Raw genomic sequence first — 17816 nt, 5'->3', positions numbered from 1 at the left:
GCGGTTAATAAAGGCGCACAGCAGGTCTAGCCGGCCACCGCTTCGAGCTGCGGCGTGATCGATTCGAGCGAGTACTTCAGCGACAGCGACGACGGAGTGTTCAGGCCGGCAACAGTCGGATAGTCGACGATGGCCAATCCGCCACCCTTGACTGCAGGCAGGTCGGCAAACCCCGGCAGCTTCATCATGTCGTCGAGCGACCCGCCGTTGGGCAGCAGCACCACGACGTCGGCGCTGAGAGCGTCTATCCGTTCCGGGCTGAGTATCAGCCGGCCACCGGTCACACCGGCCTCGTCGACCAGCTTGGGCGGCAACGACATTCCCAGACGCGTGAACAGTCCCGAAGCACCGTCCTTGGGATCAGCGACGATCACCAACTGCGACGTCGGGAAGACGTACTGCGACAAAAGAGCGGTCTTACCCTTCAGCCCCGGCAACCGCTGTGCGAGCGCATCGATCTGCCCGTTTGTCGCCTCGACGATCTCGTCGGCTCGCGACTCCTTGTCGAGAACCCGGCCGAGAATCTCCACCTGGTCCTGCCACGGATCGACCTGGACGTCGGACAGACCGGCAATTGTCGGAGCGATCTTGCTCAACTGGTCGAAATCGTCCTGATCGGCGACGGAGAACCCGCCGAGAATCAGATCGGGATCCAAGGCTGCAATTTCTTCAGCTTTGAGCGGGACACCGAACTGCTGGATCGCCGAGCGATCGAGTTCCTTCGCCGACGCGTCCACGCCACTCTCCCACGGGAACAGACCACGCTCGTCGCCCATCGGGCCGGCAGCCAGGTACCCCACCGGCTGGATTCCGAGTTCGAGCAGAGCGTCGAGCCACTGGGTGTCGGCCGCGACGATGCGCGTCGGCGTCCCGGTGATCGTGGTGGCGCCGAACTTGTGGTCGATCGTGGTGACCCGACCGCCCGCGATCTCGTCGGCGTCCGAGGACGAACATCCGCTGATACCTACGACCAGCGCTCCCAAGAGAGCCACCGCCGAAAACTTCATCGCACGCACGAAAATACTCCTCCACTAGTTAGCAGAGGCTTACCTTCTCATATGGGACCCGGTTGTGTCCGACCTTGCTTTCAGGCGAAACGAGAGAGCAGACGCTCCGCATCGGCGCCGATGCGTCGAACCACGTCGCCGGCCGGATGGGTTCCGTGTACGAGTCCGACAGCTTCTCCGGCGTAGACGACTCCGCTGTGGGGATCCGACGGGTCGTACGCCTTTGCCAGCATTTCCTCATCGGCGTCGACTCCGTGCCAGGCGGCAGTGAACTCGTTGGCCACCGCGCGGCCACCCCACCGCTGCGGCCACGGTTGACTGCGCGCTCGGTCGAACACCGAGGTGTAAATCGTGTCGGCACTTCCGGCTTCGACGACGCGGTCGCGGGCATAGTCCGGCCCGACCGTCTCCGGGCTGGCGAGCAGCGCCGTTCCGATCATCACGCCTTCCCCGCCGGCTGCCAGGACTGCGGCCAAACCGCGGCCGGTCCCGATTCCGCCGGCCGCCAGTACTGGAAGTGATGTCGTTTCGAGGATCTCCTGCAGCAGCGGCAAGGTTCCGATTCGGCCCGTGTGACCGCCTGCCTCACCGCCTTGCGCGATCACGCCGTCGACACCCGCGGCCTCGACAATGCGAAGGTCTTCGAGCGTATTGATCTGTGACACAACGGGAATGCCCGCATCGTGGATTCGTCCGACATACGAGGCGGGATCACCGAACGACAAGGTGATCATGGTCGGCTCGACGGCAATCGCGGCGTCGAGCATCAACTCGTTCTCGGGCAGCGACCACGTCATCAGGCCGACGCCGAACTTTCCGCCGATCGAGCGGGCCACTTCAGCTTCGGCCTCGATCCACTCCGGTGTGTTGTACCGAGCCGCGCCGAGCAGACCCAACCCGCCGGCCGCCGATACAGCTCCGGCGAGCGCGCCGCCCGCGCGGCCACCCATGGGCGCCCCGAGAACCGGGATTTCGATTCCGAACTCTCGGGACAACCAGGTGGTGACCATGCGCTCCTACTTCTTGGGCTTCTCGCCGACCGATTCCGACGTCAGGGCCGCCACGAATGCTTCCTGCGGCACCTCGACGCGACCGATGGTCTTCATGCGCTTCTTGCCTTCCTTCTGCTTCTCGAGCAGCTTGCGCTTACGGCTGATGTCGCCGCCGTAGCACTTGGCGAGAACGTCCTTGCGGATTGCGCGAATGTTCTCGCGCGAGATGATCTTCGCGCCGATCGCGGCCTGGATCGGAACCTCGAACTGCTGGCGAGGAATCAGCTCACGAAGCTTCGACGTCATGCGTCCGCCGTAAGCGCCGGCGTTGGAACGGTGCACGATCGAGGAGAACGCGTCGACGGCCTCGCCCTGCAGCAGGATGTCGACCTTCACCAGATCGGCCTGCTGCTCACCGGCCTCCTCGTAATCGAGGCTGGCATAACCCTTGGTGCGGGACTTGAGGGCGTCGAAGAAGTCGAACATGATCTCGCCCATGGGCAGTTCGTAGCGCAGTTCGACGCGAGTCTCGGAGAGGTAGTCCATGCCGCCGAGCTCACCGCGACGGGACTGGCACAGCTCCATGATGGCGCCGACGTACTCACTCGGGGCGATGACGGTGCATTTGGCGACGGGCTCGTAGACCTCGCGAACCTTGCCTTCCGGCCAGTACGACGGGTTGGTGACGATGACCTCGGCCCCGTCCTCCATCACGACGCGGTAGACGACGTTGGGCGCGGTGGAAATCAGTTCGAGGCCGAACTCACGCTCGAGGCGGTCGCGGGTGATCTCCATGTGGAGCAGGCCGAGGAAGCCGCAGCGGAAGCCGAATCCGAGGGCAACCGACGTCTCGGGTTCATACGCCAGGGCCGCGTCGTTGAGACGGAGCTTGTCGAGGGCATCGCGCAGCACGGGGTAGTCCGAGCCGTCCATCGGGTAGAGGCCCGAGTAGACCATCGGCTTGGGATCGCGGTAGCCGACCAGCGGTTCGGTCGCGCCATTGCGGGTGGTGGTGACGGTGTCACCGACGCGCGACTGGCGGACGTCCTTCACTCCGGTGATAAGGTAGCCCACCTCGCCGACGCCCAGACCGATACTGGCCTTCGGCTCGGGCGAGATGATGCCGACCTCGAGCAGTTCGTGTGTGGTGCCCGTGGACATCATCGTGATCTTCTCGCGGGGACGGATCCGACCGTCGACCACACGCACGTAGGTGACCACGCCGCGGTAGGCGTCGTAGACGGAGTCGAAGATCATCGCGCGGGCGGGACCGTCAGCATCGCCGACAGGCGCAGGTACCTGCTTGATGACCTCGTCGAGCAGTTCCTTGACGCCCATGCCGGTCTTACCCGAGACGCGCAGGACATCACCGGGCTCGCAGCCCGTGATGTGCGCGATCTCTTCGGCATAGCGGTCGGGATCCGCGGCCGGGAGGTCGATCTTGTTGAGGACGGGAATGATCTTGAGATCCTTCTCCATCGCCAGGTAGAGGTTCGCCAGCGTCTGAGCTTCGATGCCCTGAGCAGCGTCGACCAGCAGAATTGCGCCCTCGCATGCTTCGAGCGCACGGGAGACCTCGTACGTGAAGTCGACGTGGCCGGGAGTGTCGATGAGGTGGAGGACGAACTCTTCGCCGTCGACGGTCCAGGGCAGACGAACGTTCTGAGCCTTGATGGTGATGCCGCGTTCACGCTCGATGTCCATGCGGTCCAGGTACTGCGCACGCATCGCCCGCTCTTCGACCACACCGGTGAGCTGAAGCATGCGATCTGCCAGCGTCGACTTACCGTGGTCGATGTGCGCGATGATGCAGAAGTTCCGGATCTGCGCAGGATCCGTGAACGTCTTGTCGGCGAAGCTGCTGATGGGAGACCCCTTAGTCGGACCGGCACCGGCCCGGATCCGGGCCACTGTCAACCCTCAGGATATCCAAGTCTCGGCGCCGCCGTACCAGGGGTTCCCACGGGTGGGTGATTATGCTCGAACGCTATGGCAAGCATGTGGAAGCAGATCGGCAGAACCCTCGGCGCCCTCGCGGTGGAGAAGGGCCCTGCGTTGCTGCGCCAGCTGCAGTCGTCCACGTCTCAGTCGTCTGCCTCGAAGCCGGGTCCGACCGGCCGCCCGATCGCCGCGCGAACGTCTCCGACCGCACATCGCGCCCGCAAGGTCGAGTACTCCCCCGACCTCGACGGCAAGGCCGATCCGGGCGAAATCGTCTGGACCTGGGTTGCCTACGAGGAGGATCCGACCCAGGGCAAAGACCGCCCGGTGCTGGTTGTCGGCCGCGACGGCGACACGCTGCTCGGCCTGATGTTGTCTTCGCAGAGTAAACGCGAGGGTGAGCGCGATTGGCTCGCAATCGGTTCGGGTCCATGGGACGGCGAGGGAAGGCCCAGCTGGGTCCGGCTCGACCGGGTGCTCGACGTTCCCGAGAGCGGGATCCGGCGCGAGGGCGCCGTCATGGATCACAAGAAGTTCGACGCGGTCGCGGCAAAACTTCGGGCCGACTTCAGCTGGAGCTGAAGCCGACCCGGACGATGGAAACAGTGTCGATCAGCTGTCCATACGGTTGAACCGTCCGAAGAGTGCTCGATAGATGAGTGCACCGAGCGCACCGCCGATGAGCGGGAACACGATGAACAACCACACCTGGCCGAGTGCACCGTCCTGGAACGGCGCGACAGCGAGGCTTCGAGCGGGGTTGACGGAGGTGTTGTCGATCGGGATCGAGATCAGGTGAATGACGGCCAGGGTGAAGCCGATGGACACCCCGGCGAGAGGCACGTCGGAGATCTGGTCGGTCGACGCGAGAACGACGAATACCAGCAGTGCTGTCAGCAGGATCTCGATGATCATGGCGGCACCGATGCCGTAGCCGTCGGAAACCACGTTTCCGAGAAGATTCTTCTCGGCAGACGGACTGTGTGCGCCCCAACCGTTTGCACCCAAACCGTCAGCAGCACGGTTGTACGCCGGGAGACTGTTGGCCACCGTGTAGATCACGACGCCTGCGACCAAGCCGCCGATCACTTGCGCGACAACGTAAATCGCCGCATTGACGGCTGAGATTCGCCCGATCACGAATTGGCCGAGAGTCACGGCTGGGTTGACGTGGCAACCGGAAATCGGGCCGATCGCATATACGAGGAACAGCAGGGTCAGGCCGAATGCGAAGGCAACTCCGAGGTTGCCGACTTTCGCACCTGCAAAGACGGCAGTTCCGACTGCGGAGAACACGAGCACGAATGTTCCCACCGCTTCGGCCGCATACTTCTTCACATCCGAGATCGGTTCGATCTCAGTCAATTCCTGTGCAGTTGGAGACATATTCCCACCTTCTTCTCATCGAACGGTAGTAATGCTCACGCGCCTAGATTTGCCGGACTTTACGCAAGCCTGGTGATCTCCACAACAACTTCGAGATCTGTGGAGCGTCCACCGGAAAAGATTCCCTTCAATGGCGGCACATCCGAATAGTCCCTTCCTATTCCGACCGAGACATGCTGTTCATTCACAGCTATCGCATTGGTCGGGTCGTATCCCCACCACGCGCCGGTCCACGCCTCGATCCACGCGTGCGATTCGCCGACCACCGTGTCCCCGACTGCCGCATCACGTTTGGGGTGGAGATAGCCGGAAACGTATCGACACGGTATCCCCATCGTTCGAAGCAATACCAAGGTCAGATGCGCATAGTCCTGGCAGACGCCTTTCCGTGCCGACCACGCCTCGACCGCCGACGTATGCACTCCGGTCGTACCCGGCACATATGACATTTCGCCGTAAACCCATTGCGACGCAGCCACTACTGCATCTTCAGGTGATTTATCTTTGCGCAATTCCTTGGCAATTGTCGCCAGCTTACGATCACGCGGAACATATCTCGTGAAACTCAGTTGTTCGTTGAATCGATCTTTAATCGCGTTTCCCGACAATTCATCCCAGTCGACGGTTTCCTCGGGCTGAACGAACGGTTCGGTCTCCACCACCGACAGTCCGGTCACTTCGAGTTCCGTATGCGGGGCGTGCAAGTCGAAGGCGGTCACCGCGGTGCCCCAGTAATCGGTGTATCGGTAGGAACGCGTTGCCGGCTGGGTTTCGACGCGCGTGAGTATCACCGTCTGCCTGGTGTCGCCGCGAGGTGTCAATCGCGCTTCGTTGTACGACGACGTCACCGGGGCGTCGTACGCATATCCCGTGGTGTGCACGACCCTCATCCGCCAGCTCACAGCTCTCCCTCCACCGTCGACTCCGCATACGCGGCGCCGGCATCCGTCCACGCGACCCACGGCGCAGCGTGGAAGTACTGCAATGCAATTGCCTCACCCAGTTCGCGGCAGGTCTCCTGCCAACCGAGCAACCGTCCCTGCAGATCCTCGAGCAACACGCCCTGCGGCAGGAACTCGAGTTCGCTGCGTGCGCGGCCCAGAAGCCGCGGCGCCTCCGCCCGGATTCCGACGCGACTGCCCGGCTGCGGGTCGAGCTCCTGCAGGCACTTCTCGGCCTGCCTGATCGAGTGGAACACCGAGCGCGGAAAGAGCCTGTCCAACAAGATGAACTCGACGACGCGATTGGCGTCGAGTGCTCCGCGATACGTACGCAGATACGTGTCATGTGCGCCCGCCGAGCGAAGAACGCTGACCCATGCCGGCGACGACGGGCGGTCACCGGCGCGCGCCAGAAGCATCCGCACGATCATGTCGACACGTTCGATCGACCTGCCCAGCAGAAGGAACCGATAGCCGTCGTCGCGACTGAGCGTGGAATCCGCCAGGCCCGCGAACATCGCTGCGCGTTCCTCCACATAGCGGAAGAACTCGTGTGGCCCCAGCCTGCGTGAGGCACGTTCACGCTCGGCCAGTCCGTTGTACGTGGTGTTCAGGCACTCCCACATCTCACTCGACGTGACCTCACGCGCCCCGCGAGCATTCTCACGAGCACTTGCCAGCGAGTCCACGATCGAACCAACCTGGTTGCGGCTGAACGCAACCAGATCGGTGAGCGAGCGCACGTCGAGCTTGCCCTCCGGCGCCTCGATGCCGAGGACACGCAGGAGCAGACGCGACGTGCGGTCCGGGTCGACGGTGGCGTCGTCGAGCAATTGATGGACGGCGACGTCGAGGATCCGAGCAGTGTCGTCGGCGCGCTCGACGTAGCGGCCGATCCAGTAGAGGGACTCTGCGTTGCGAGCAAGCATCGGTCACCACGCTCCGTTCACTGATAGTTCTTGGTAGCTGGGCACTTCCGAGGTGTTCACTGTTGCTGCTGCTGTTGTTGCTGCGAGGTACTCAGTTCGGGACCCTGCACCGGCTCCGCGGATTCCGGGGGCTCGGACACCAGTTCCTCGCCTGACAACTCTGGGTCTTCGTCAGAGGTGCGACTCGCAAGCACCCACGTGTCCTTGCTTCCGCCGCCCTGGCTGGAGTTGACCACCAGCGAACCTTCCGGAAGTGCCACCCGGGTCAGGCCGCCGGGCAACACCCACACGTCCTCACCGTCGTTGACGGCAAAGGGCCGCAAGTCCACGTGGCGCGGCGAGAGAACATCGTCGATCTTGGTCGGCACCGTGGACAACTGCACGAGTGGCTGCGCAATCCACCCGCGCGGGTCTGCCTTGATCTTGCGGGTGATCGCGGCCAGTTCCTTGGGGCTCGCGTCGGGTCCGAAGACGATTCCGTAGCCGCCGGACCCTTCCACCGGCTTGATCACCAGTTCGGCGACGCGGTCGAGGACTTGCTCGCACTCCTCGTCCAACCAACAGCGGAACGTGTCGACGTTCTGCAAGAGCGGCTTCTCACCGAGGTAGTAGTCGATGATCTGCGGAACGTAGGTATAGACGAGTTTGTCGTCACCGACTCCGTTGCCGACGGCGCTCGAGATCACCACGTTGCCCGCCCGCGCCGCATTCAGTAGGCCTGCGACGCCGAGAATCGAATCCGGACGGAAGTGCATCGGGTCGAGATACTCGTCGTCGATGCGGCGATAGATTACGTCGACCTGGCGCTCGCCTTCCGTCGTGCGCATATACACCATGTTGTCGCGGCAGAACAGGTCGCGACCTTCGACGAGTTCCACACCCATCTGACGAGCGAGCAACGAATGCTCGAAATAGGCGGAATTGGCGATACCCGGTGTGAGAACAACCACTGTCGGGTCCGCTTCGTTGAGTGCAGCACCCGCACGCAGCGCCCTCAGCAGGTGTGTTGCGTAATCACCGACCGCCCGCACCTTGTGGGACATGAACAGATCCGGGAACACCCGAGTCATGGTGCGACGGTTTTCCATCACGTAGGAGACACCGGACGGAGATCGCAGATTGTCCTCGAGAACTCGGAACTCTCCCGCCTCGTCTCGGACCAGGTCGATACCCGCGACGTGAATTCGCACACCGTTGGGCGGCACGATGCCTGCCGCTTCACGGTGGAAGTGCTCACACGAGGTGACCAGGCGGCGCGGCAACACGTGATCGCGCAGGATTCGCTGCTCGCCGTAAATGTCCGCGAGAAACAACTCGAGCGCCTTCACCCGCTGTTTGATGCCCTTTTCCAGCCGCGACCACTCCTGGGCGGCGATGACGCGTGGCACCAGATCCAACGGGAAGGGTCGTTCCTGCCCGGACAGCGAGAACGTCACACCTTGGTCGATGAATGCGCGTCCGAGTGCGTCGGCACGCGCGGCGAGGTCGGCGCTGCTCGTCGGCGCCAGGGCTTTGTACACACCCTTGTACGGACCACGCACCGAGCCGTCGGGCTCGAACATCTCGTCGAAAGCCAACTCGTAGCGACCGATGTCTGAATATCCGTCGAACACTGCGGCAGGACGCGCTCGGGTGGTGGTCGAACCTGTTTTACTCGAACTTTTCGAAGGCGGCGGCGTCATAGGGCAACATGCTGCTACAAGTGGGGCTATTCGGCAGCGCGGCGAGCAATCGGGCGCTCGGTGTACCCTTCTCGACAGACGCAACGTGCGACGGTTTGGGTTCTTGGGCCCTCGGCTGGTAATCTTGCCAGTCGGTGCATCAGTGCGCCCACAGCTTTCTCGACCGTAACCAGCTAAAGACGACAAGGATTTTACGCGTGGCCAACATCAAGTCCCAGGTGAAGCGAATCCGTACCAACGAGGCGGCCCGACTCCGTAACCAGTCGGTGAAGTCCTCGCTGCGTACCGCGATCCGTTCATTCCGCGAGGCTGCGGCAGCCGGTGACAAGGACAAGGCCAACGAGCTCCTCGTCTCCACCAGCCGCAAGCTCGACAAGGCAGCCAGCAAGGGCGTCATTCACGCCAACCAGGCTGCCAACAAGAAGTCTGCACTCTCGCAGGCTGCCAACAAGCTCTGACGTTTCCACTGTGACGGTTCGCCGTCATACTGGTTCGTCTCGATAGCCGCCAGGTCGAAAGACCAGGCGGCTATTTTGCGTATTCAATCGGGTCAGTGCGAAGACCCGCCATCCATGTCTTTCAGCGAATATGTGGAGCGGGCTGCAACCATCTGATGATGGCGATCAACGGGCACGGGAAGCGCCCTCGAAGCTGGTTGTTCACGACTGTCTTCTGGGCGGTCGTCGCTTTCGGCGTAGTGGCCGCCCTGGGAATCCCTCGTTGGTGGGAATCATTGACGGTTGCAGTCGTCGGAGGTGCCGCAAGCTACGGATGGTGTAAGCGCAGGCAACGTAGCGAATTCCGGATCTTCTTCGGCGTGATGTGTTCACTCGTTGCGATTCTGGCGTTTCTCGCCGTTGGACGAGCGCTACTCACCACCGTGAAGGTGCCGGTGGACAGCATCGGACAAGAAACCATTGTCTGCGGCAGTGTGGTGAATCCGGTGTCGCACGACTCACTACGGGTGACCGACATCAGAACAGGTGAACCAACGACACGGCCTCAGGCCATTCCGCATACTCAGTTGGAGCAAGCCTGCGTGAAACGCCTCGACTACCGGGCGGGTGAGGCCACGGCCGCCACTGTCGTCGGACTACTTCTGGCCGGACGCGCAGTAGGCCACGTTGTACTCAGTTCTTCCGCAACGCGCACACTTTCCGCACTGCCATCTCCAGGGCGAAGGACGAGTCGACTGCGGCACCCTTCACGTCGGCATTGAGGGCGGCGACGATCTGCATCGCAGCGCCGATCGACGTGGGATCCCACCCGCCGACCTCCTTGATCGCCTTCTTGACCTTCCACGGCGGCATTCCGAGATCCGACGCCAACCGGAACGGGTCACCGCCCCGTGCAAACGGGCCGACCTTCGCGATGGTGTGGACTGCGTCGGCGAGGGCATCCGCGAGCAGAACATGGGCTGTTCCGATCTGATCTGCCCATCGGAGCGCCTCGAGCGCACCCCGGGTATCGCCGACGATGACTTTGTCGGCCACGTCGAATCCGGAAACCTCGGCCTTGCCCGAGTAATACTTGTGGACCGCATCGACGTCGATCTTGCCGCCCGTATCTGCCGCCAATTGCGAGCAGGCCGACGCGAGTTCGCGGAGGTTGGAGCCGACGCTTTCGATCATCGCGGCGATCGCATCTGGCGCAACCCTGACGTCTGCGGTCCGAAACTCACCCCGGACGAAGTCGACAAGCTGACTCTTGTTCAGTTTTCCGCAGTTGTGAACCGTCGCGCCGAGCTTCTCGAGGGCCGGCGCCAACGCTTTCGCGCGACCGCCGCCCGAGTGCACGACGATCAGAACCACACCTTCTGCCGGCTCGCGTGCAGCCTCCAGGACAAGCGCTACGGCATCTTTGCCTGCTTCTGCAGCCGATTCCAAGACGATCACACGGTCTTCGGCAAAAAGAGAAGGGCTGAGCAACTCGGCCAACTCGGGAGCATTGGTGTCGCCCGCACGCATCTTGGTCACCGGGAGATCCGAAATACCCTGGCCGCGGTCACCGCGGACAGCTCTGATGAGCTGCGATACCGTGCGGTCGATCAGGAACTCGTCGTCCCCGAGAACAAGATGCAGCGGATCGACTCCAGACGGATTACTCACCCGACGATGGTCCCACGAGGAACCGACACGATCGACACAGACCCGCCGCCCCCGCCGTACACAGCGACGGTGCCGTCGACGTCGGTCCGAACCACCGCCCCGCCCAATGAATCCAGTTCATCGAGAACCTCCGCATTCGGGTGCCCGAAACTGTTGCCGACGCCGACGCTGATCATCGTCAACCTCGGACGCACCGCTTCCAGAAATGCCGACGACGTGGTCCGAGAACCGTGATGGGGCAGCTTCAACACATCGGCCTTCACATCCGTACCCGATCGGAGGATGGCCTCCTCCCCCGCAACTTCGGCGTCGCCCGTCAACAGAATTCGACCCGCGCCCGTGTGCGCCATCACCACCAGCGACTGATCGTTCGCGGCGTCCGCGCCGTCCCCCGTATCGCGGGGAGCCGGAAGCAACGGTCCGAGAACCTCCACGTTCACCGATCCCAGCGTCAACTCCATACCTGCGAGCAACGAGACAACCGGAACGGCCTGCGAGTCGGCGGCATCCTTCACCGCTCGAAAACCTGACTCCGGCAACAACATCGACCCGACTCCGACCGCAGCGACCGAACGCCCACTCAGGACTGCTTCCAATCCACCGATGTGATCGGCATGAAAATGACTGATCATCAGCAACGCGATGTCGTTGACGTCCAACATGTTCAGGCAACGATCCATCGACGTGGGATCAGGACCGACATCGATCACGATCACCCTGCCGTCTCCAGTCGAGAGCACAAGACCGTCCCCCTGACCGACGTCGCACATCACCAGTGCCCACCCCGGAGCAATACGGCCACCCCCGAACACGTGCTGAAAGATCAGGGCCAGAACAACTCCCAGAACGAGAACGCCGAGCACCCGTCTCGAAATCCGATTCCACAGCGTCAGGGCCGTCGCCAGTAGGACTCCCACGACGACGAGGGCACCGATGAGTCCTGACGGCACTACCACCGACGCTCCGGGAAGCGCCGCCGCCCGCTCGGACACGCACAGCAGCCACCCCATCGGCGGCCGCACCAATGGCGCGACGAACACCGCGATCGGTGGACAGATCAGCGCACACAAGGCAATCACCGCGCCGAACACCGTGATGATTCCGATCACCGGCGCCACCGCCATGTTCGCGGCAATCGTGACCACGCTGAAGGTTCCCGCCATCGCGCCCACCAACGGTGCAGTCACGACAAACGCAGCACCCGAGACAGCTGTCATCTCCGAAAACCAACGGGGCCAGCCTCTTCGGCGAAGCACGTCCACCCACACCGGAGCAATGATCACCAGCGCGCCCGTCGCAGTAGTCGACAGCGCAAATCCCCAGTCGACGGCCAGCTCGGGCCTCACGACTACCAGAACGATGACGGCGGCGGCAAGCGCAGGCAGCGCCTGTTTGCGCCGACCAGTGACCAGACTGAGCAGGCCTACCAAGCCCATCACCGACGCGCGTAGAACACTCGGCGACGGCCTCGCGACGACAACAAAGGCAACGAGGGCTACCACCGCCAAAGCGGCGCCGACCCGTGGACTGAGCGCCGCGGCTCTGACCAACAGCAGAACGGCCCCGAGCAGAATGCTGATGTTGGCGCCGGACACCGCGGTGAGATGGGAAAGTCCGGCAACGGTGAAGTTGTCCTTCACCACCGGCGACAGCGCCGACGTGTCTCCGACGACGAGGCCAGGCAGCAGACCCGCCTGATCCGGCGGGAGTGCAGCCGAGCACGCAGCCGCGAAACGAATGCGCACCACACTCGCCCATCGCTGATACCAGGGCACTTCTCCCACCGCGACGGGAGGCCCTTCGGACGTGATCACGGCGAGCGTGGAATCGCTACGCCATGGCTGACTCGCCCGGCCACGAACCGTGAGGCTCTGCCCTGGAACAACTTCGAGCCACGACGAACTGGGCGCCCGGATGGTGACCAAGCCGCCTCCGGAGTACCTGCGGTTCTGGGCAGTCACCGAATTGACGGTTGCCCTGAAGAAGACCTGCCCTTGACCCACCGCGCCGGAGACCACGTGCGGATCCTCCGAGGGTTCCACTTCGACACTCACCCAAGCTCCCTCGAGAGAAGCTCGGGTCAGTGGGTGCCTCTCCGCCTCGGACGCCCGCCACCCGCCGACGGCACTACACCCGGCACCGAACAGCAATGCAACCAACATGATTCGTACCCACCCCGCTGATGTCCGGCGCACAACCACGTAAATGAGGAGTGCCGCTGGAACCGCACACGCCACCGCCAGTACCCACGCGGCGACCGGGCCGAACAGGATCCCCACCGCACTGCTCCCCCACACCGCGACCGCCGACAGAAGCAGTCGAGCGTCGAGGACCGGCGAGGCTTCCGGTTCGTTCACACCGACACCAGCACTCGCAATTTGGCCAACCTTGCCGGGCCGATCCCGTCGACTTCCCCCAATTGTTCTATGTCCGTGAATTTTCCGTTGGATGTGCGCCAGGAGATGATCGCCGCAGCCGTTACCGGCCCTACCCCGGGAAGCTCGTCCAGTTCGGCCTCGGTGGCGATATTGAGGTTCACCAGCCCAGCCCCGCCGGATTCCCCCGTAGCTGCGGGGCTGGTCCCTCCTGCAGTGGTACTCGAAGAAACACCACCGGACTGATCGGCCGCACCAACCACGATCTGATCGCCGTCGACAAGTTTCTGAGCCAGATTCAGGCCCACCGTCTCCGCACCGTCGAGCACGCCACCTGCCGCAGCAAGAGCGTCGGCGATGCGCGAGCCCGAATGAAGATTGACAAGCCCAGGCGTGCGCACGAGCCCGACGACACTGACCACCACAGCCTCGGGCGGCTGCTCTGCCACGACGCCGGTCGGTACAGGACTGGCTGATTCACCATCGCCGGCAGTCACATTCTTCGCCGTGACATTCTGGGGCGAGGGCAACGGTGGGACCGCCTGCATGCTCGGAGAATCCCACCACACGGCGAACAAGCCGATTCCCGTGGCCAGAACTGCAACGATCGCCAACACCCAGGTCGCCGACCGACTCGGGCGCCAACGTGTACCGCGCCAGTGTTCGGGCAATCGGTCGAACCGTGACGAGTCGGGCTGAGCGTCGTAGTCGTCCTCGTCGAAGTCCCGAAGCCACTCGGGGGACCTCTCGAAAGACCCTGAATCCTCGAATTCGTCGACGTCCTCGTGTCGCCGCCGGTAGTTGCCGTCCATCGCCGCGAGGCGATCACGCGCCCGCTCGCGCTCCTCGCTGATCCTCATGACTGGACGCTAACGAGAGACCTCGCCGCCAACGACGAACAATTTGTATCTGTGGAGAACTCGCGGATTGTGGAGAAACGATCAGGCGCTCGTGTCGATCTCCGGCAACGGGCACACCACAACACCGATCGCGCCGACACCGACGTGCGCTCCGATAACCGCACTGAAGTCGGTGACGACGGATTCCGCTACGTCGGGAATGCGCTCGGCCAACTGTTCTGCTATCCCGTCCGCACGCTCTCGCGCGCGCATGTGATGCACGGCTATCGCCACACGACCGAGACCGGCGCGTTCGACTGCCGAATCCACCAACCGTGCAAGAGCTTTGGTGGTGGTACGTGTCTTCTCGCCGAGCACGAGCTTGCCGTCCACCAGATGCAGGATCGGCTTCATCGCCAATGCAGTGCCCAGCAGTGCGGCCGCGGTTCCGATTCGTCCTCCCCTACGCAATTGATCAAGTTTGTCGACGACGATGTAGCAGCGCCCACGGCTCGCTACGTCGACCGCCCGGCCGTACGCCTCTTCGAGTGAAGCGCCCTTCTCGGCCAAGCGTGCAGCTTCGAGGACGGGATATCCCAAACCCATACCGGCGGACTGTGAATCGACGATGCGGACGGCGCCACCGAACTCCTGGGCCGCGACTCGTCCGGCTTCCCACGTTCCCGACAGTTGGCGTGAAATGTGAACGGCGAGAACGCCGTCACCGTCGCTCATGTCCAGGGCGCGTGCATACGCTTCGGACAACTCGGCGGGCGACGCTCCGGCCGTTGTCACTCCCGACAGGTCGCTCGGCATTGCGTCGACGCCCTCTCGCAAGTCGCAGCCGTCACGGAGCACGTGGAGCGGAACAACCTGAATGCCACATGCGTCGGCCGACTCCTGCGGGATGCAGGCGGAGGAATCCGTGACGACGACGACCGGCATTCTGCTACCCGACTTCGCTCGGCGGTGATACCAGTTCCGGCGAAACCACTTTCTGCGACTCCACCCCGCGAATCGCAGCGATCATCGCGCGGGCTACACCGACATGACCGTCCCAACCCCAGTGAATACCGTCGGGGTTGCCGTTCTCGGAAAAGACGTTGTCACGCACTGCATCCGCGAGATCGACTACGGGAACGTCTTTCTCCGTAGCCCACTCGGTGATCGCGGACACCGCGGCAGGTCGTCCGGCATGCACGCTGGCGTAGGCATCACTGCGGTGCACCGACGGCAAGGTCGCGATCATCGGCAGTTCCGGCCGCATGTACTCCAACGCATTTCGCGAGCTTTCCAGATACTCGACGCTCAGCTTGGGCGGAAGTGCGACCGGGCGGCCCAGAGGTGCAAGCCGCGGCTGCAGCCACTGATAACCCTCGCGCACCACGCGTCGAAGCGCGGGTGGCCGAACGTAGCGGATGGTCTCGCGGAGCGCGGTAGGCAATGGGGACGGCAGCGAGTCCATCCCGCCGACCGCGAACACGACGGCGCCGGCCCGCGGCACCGCCGCCCACACACGAGGATCCTGAGTCAGTGCCCACCACGCGTCGCGACACGTCCATCCGATACGGGCGACCAACTCGACGTCCCAGCCGAGTTCGTCGGCCACGATGTTGGGCCAGATGCGTGGATGATCTGCCGCGAGGCCGCCTTTGGGGCCGAAATACGACAGCGAATCCGCGAGTACGAGGAGGACGGGGCGCTGCCCGTCGGCACTTTCAAAGGACGTCATTTGCGACACTCGCAGAAGCATTCCATACGTCGAGTCGCCACTCGATCGACTTGACGTCACCATGTCCACTGAGTTGCACCCAACTGGTGTTTCCCAATCCGCCGAGGACGGCCCAGCGATCGATGGGTAGGTCGAGCAATGCCGCTGTCAGTGCCGCGATCAAGCCTCCGTGCGCCACCAGAACCACGGGCCGCTCGGCCCAGTCCGGGTGCGTGTCGAGCAATTCGTGAACTACGGGGAGGCTGCGATTCGCGACGTCGATTCGGCTTTCGCCGCCGGGCGGCGCCAACGTGGCATCCGCTCGCCACGCAGATCGCACACCGGGAGTGCGCTCGTCGACGTCATGATGAGTCAGGCCCTGCCATTCCCCCAGGTGTGTCTCACGCAGACGCGTGTCGGTGAGGACCGGAAGTCCGGCGGCATCACCGACTGCGACGGCCGTGAAGTACGCCCGACGCAGATCCGAGGACACGATCGTCAACGGCCTGCGATCGGCGATCACCGGACCTGCACTCTTGGCCTGCGTGCGTCCCAACTCCGACAGGTCGGTGTCGAGTTGCCCCTGCATCCGAGAGTCGGCGTTGTATTCGGTCTGTCCGTGACGCAGCAGGATGAGCCGGCGGACAGGGTTCGACGCCGCACTGGGCGCCGACGAAGTCACAGCGAGGGATCCTGCGCGTCCGGCTCGGAAACCGTGTCGGTCTCGAACACCGTGTTGGCGTCGGCGGGGCCGGGACGGTTCTGTCCGAGGCCTTCGACCTCGACCGTCGGGCAGTCCTTCCACAGACGATCGAGAGCGTAGAAGTTGCGCTCCTCGTCATGCTGGACGTGGACGACGATGTCGGCGTAGTCGAGCAGTGCCCAGCGGCCCTCGCGGGTGCCTTCACGGCGGACCGGCTTGTGTCCCGCTTCGCGGAGACGGTCTTCGATGTTCTCGACAATCGAGTTGACCTGACGCTCGTTCGTCGCAGATGCGATGACGAAGCAGTCCGTGATGACCAGCTGTTCGGACACATCGAGCACCACCACTTCGGTGGCCAGCTTCTCGTCGGCTGCCAAGGCCGCGATGCGTGCCATGTCGATGGCTTCGGTGTTTGCGCTCACTCGATGTTCTCCAGTTTCGTCTTCAGAAAGTACTTGTTGTGCTCGGCTAGCTCGATTCGGCGCCCGGGACGGCTTCCGACTTCCCCGGTGCGGGCTCCGACATCGTTGTAGCTCCGTCGCGGCGCTCCGCGTCGACAGGTCGATACAGGTTCCGCTTCGAGATGTACTGCACCACTCCGTCCGGCACCAGGTACCAGACGGGGCGGTCTTCACTTGCCCGACGCCGACATTCGGTCGACGAAATGGCAAGTGCCGGAATCTCTATCAACGTGACCGCGTCGGCGGGCATGGTGTCGAGGTGACCGGCCAGGTGCTCTGCATTGAGATCGAAACCCGGTCGCGATACCCCGACGAACTTCGCCAATGCGAACAACTCTTCCCAATCTTGCCAGGAAAGGATGCTGGCCAGCGCATCGGCACCGGTGATGAAGAAGAGTTCGGCGTCAGGGTGGTAGGCCCGGAGGTCTCGCAGCGTGTCCACGGTGTACGTCACTTTTTCACGGTCGACGTCGACCCGAGAGACGGAAAACCGCGGGTTGGAGGCGGTGGCGATGACCGTCATGAGGTACCGGTCCTCGGCAGGACTGACGCCCTTCCCCTGCTTCTGCCAGGGCCGCCCGGTGGGGACGAAGATCACTTCGTCGAGTCCGAACCGGTCGGCGACCTCACTGGCCGCAACGAGGTGGCCATGGTGAATGGGGTCGAAGGTGCCACCCATCACTCCTAGGCGTCGAGCACGTTCCACCGATAGTCCCTTCTGCACGAGTGTCGAGCTTACGG

17 protein-coding genes are annotated in these 17816 nt (G+C 63.3%); 2 read left to right on the top strand and 15 right to left on the bottom strand.

Annotated elements, in window-relative coordinates:
* Positions 1 to 26: 26 nt before the first annotated feature.
* The 3 genes from G4D79_RS16655 to lepA form a co-directional block, all read right to left on the bottom strand.
* On the bottom strand, positions 27 to 1007 hold the full coding sequence (locus G4D79_RS16655; RefSeq protein WP_250887851.1) for an ABC transporter substrate-binding protein: 981 nt from the start codon (positions 1005 to 1007) through the stop codon (positions 27 to 29).
* An 80-nt stretch (positions 1008 to 1087) separates the two neighbouring features.
* Complete coding sequence (locus G4D79_RS16650; RefSeq protein WP_030536619.1) at positions 1088 to 2017, bottom strand: nitronate monooxygenase family protein; 930 nt, start codon at positions 2015 to 2017, stop codon at positions 1088 to 1090.
* Between the two features lie 6 nt (positions 2018 to 2023).
* On the bottom strand, positions 2024 to 3916 hold the full coding sequence (gene lepA / locus G4D79_RS16645; RefSeq protein ID WP_003944564.1) for a translation elongation factor 4: 1893 nt from the start codon (positions 3914 to 3916) through the stop codon (positions 2024 to 2026).
* Positions 3917 to 3988: 72 nt separating this feature from the next.
* Here lepA and G4D79_RS16640 point away from each other — a divergent pair, with 72 nt between their 5' ends.
* Positions 3989 to 4522 (top strand): type II toxin-antitoxin system PemK/MazF family toxin, encoded by a 534-nt coding sequence (locus G4D79_RS16640; RefSeq protein WP_007731034.1) that lies wholly within the window; start codon positions 3989 to 3991, stop codon positions 4520 to 4522.
* Between the two features lie 30 nt (positions 4523 to 4552).
* On the opposite strand, the gene G4D79_RS16635 is transcribed toward G4D79_RS16640, so the two are convergent.
* Genes G4D79_RS16635 through G4D79_RS16620 form a run of 4 tightly spaced genes read right to left on the bottom strand, consistent with a single transcriptional unit; the run spans position 4553 to position 8878 of the window.
* Positions 4553 to 5326 carry an aquaporin gene (locus G4D79_RS16635; RefSeq protein WP_003944482.1) on the bottom strand — a complete coding sequence of 258 codons (774 nt, stop codon included), beginning with the start codon at positions 5324 to 5326 and terminating at the stop codon, positions 4553 to 4555.
* 59 nt (positions 5327 to 5385) lie between these two features.
* Entirely contained in the window at positions 5386 to 6216 is an 831-nt protein-coding gene (locus G4D79_RS16630; RefSeq protein ID WP_007731033.1) for a transglutaminase family protein, read from the bottom strand.
* 8 nt (positions 6217 to 6224) lie between these two features.
* Positions 6225 to 7196 (bottom strand): alpha-E domain-containing protein, encoded by a 972-nt coding sequence (locus G4D79_RS16625; protein ID WP_003944483.1) that lies wholly within the window; start codon positions 7194 to 7196, stop codon positions 6225 to 6227.
* 56 nt (positions 7197 to 7252) lie between these two features.
* The gene (locus tag G4D79_RS16620; RefSeq protein ID WP_003944471.1) at positions 7253 to 8878 is read right to left on the bottom strand and encodes a circularly permuted type 2 ATP-grasp protein; all 1626 of its coding nucleotides are present in this window, start codon (positions 8876 to 8878) and stop codon (positions 7253 to 7255) included.
* A gap of 197 nt (positions 8879 to 9075) precedes the next feature.
* Between G4D79_RS16620 and rpsT the strand changes: the two genes are divergently transcribed.
* The gene (rpsT, locus tag G4D79_RS16615; RefSeq protein ID WP_003944567.1) at positions 9076 to 9336 is read left to right on the top strand and encodes a 30S ribosomal protein S20; all 261 of its coding nucleotides are present in this window, start codon (positions 9076 to 9078) and stop codon (positions 9334 to 9336) included.
* A gap of 672 nt (positions 9337 to 10008) precedes the next feature.
* Here rpsT and holA read toward each other — a convergent pair.
* The 8 genes from holA to nadD form a co-directional block, all read right to left on the bottom strand.
* Positions 10009 to 10986, bottom strand: a complete 978-nt coding sequence (gene holA, locus G4D79_RS16610; RefSeq protein ID WP_003944476.1) for a DNA polymerase III subunit delta — start codon at positions 10984 to 10986, stop codon at positions 10009 to 10011.
* On the bottom strand, positions 10983 to 13343 hold the full coding sequence (locus G4D79_RS16605) for a ComEC/Rec2 family competence protein (RefSeq protein WP_214514249.1): 2361 nt from the start codon (positions 13341 to 13343) through the stop codon (positions 10983 to 10985). The genes holA and G4D79_RS16605 overlap by 4 nt, the downstream gene beginning before the upstream one ends.
* Positions 13340 to 14221, bottom strand: a complete 882-nt coding sequence (locus G4D79_RS16600; RefSeq protein ID WP_116056537.1) for a ComEA family DNA-binding protein — start codon at positions 14219 to 14221, stop codon at positions 13340 to 13342. Before G4D79_RS16600 ends, G4D79_RS16605 begins: the two co-directional genes overlap by 4 nt.
* 81 nt (positions 14222 to 14302) lie before the next feature.
* On the bottom strand, positions 14303 to 15145 hold the full coding sequence (locus G4D79_RS16595) for a DegV family protein (protein WP_054826980.1): 843 nt from the start codon (positions 15143 to 15145) through the stop codon (positions 14303 to 14305).
* 4 nt (positions 15146 to 15149) lie between these two features.
* Positions 15150 to 15932: a diglucosylglycerate octanoyltransferase gene (octT, locus tag G4D79_RS16590; RefSeq protein WP_214514248.1), complete on the bottom strand. Its 783-nt coding sequence runs from the start codon at positions 15930 to 15932 to the stop codon at positions 15150 to 15152.
* Positions 15919 to 16593: a histidine phosphatase family protein gene (locus tag G4D79_RS16585; RefSeq protein ID WP_058039398.1), complete on the bottom strand. Its 675-nt coding sequence runs from the start codon at positions 16591 to 16593 to the stop codon at positions 15919 to 15921. The genes octT and G4D79_RS16585 overlap by 14 nt, the downstream gene beginning before the upstream one ends.
* Entirely contained in the window at positions 16590 to 17036 is a 447-nt protein-coding gene (rsfS, locus tag G4D79_RS16580) for a ribosome silencing factor (protein ID WP_003944502.1), read from the bottom strand. Before rsfS ends, G4D79_RS16585 begins: the two co-directional genes overlap by 4 nt.
* 46 nt (positions 17037 to 17082) lie before the next feature.
* Entirely contained in the window at positions 17083 to 17799 is a 717-nt protein-coding gene (nadD, locus tag G4D79_RS16575; protein ID WP_003944462.1) for a nicotinate-nucleotide adenylyltransferase, read from the bottom strand.
* Between the last annotated feature and the right edge of the window lie 17 nt (positions 17800 to 17816).

This window comes from Rhodococcus sp. WY5 (genome assembly GCF_018588185.1).
GTDB lineage: Bacteria > Actinomycetota > Actinomycetes > Mycobacteriales > Mycobacteriaceae > Rhodococcus_F > Rhodococcus_F qingshengii.
The sequence above is the reverse complement of the archived record's forward strand: the minus strand, read 5'-3'. Positions and strand labels throughout refer to the sequence as shown.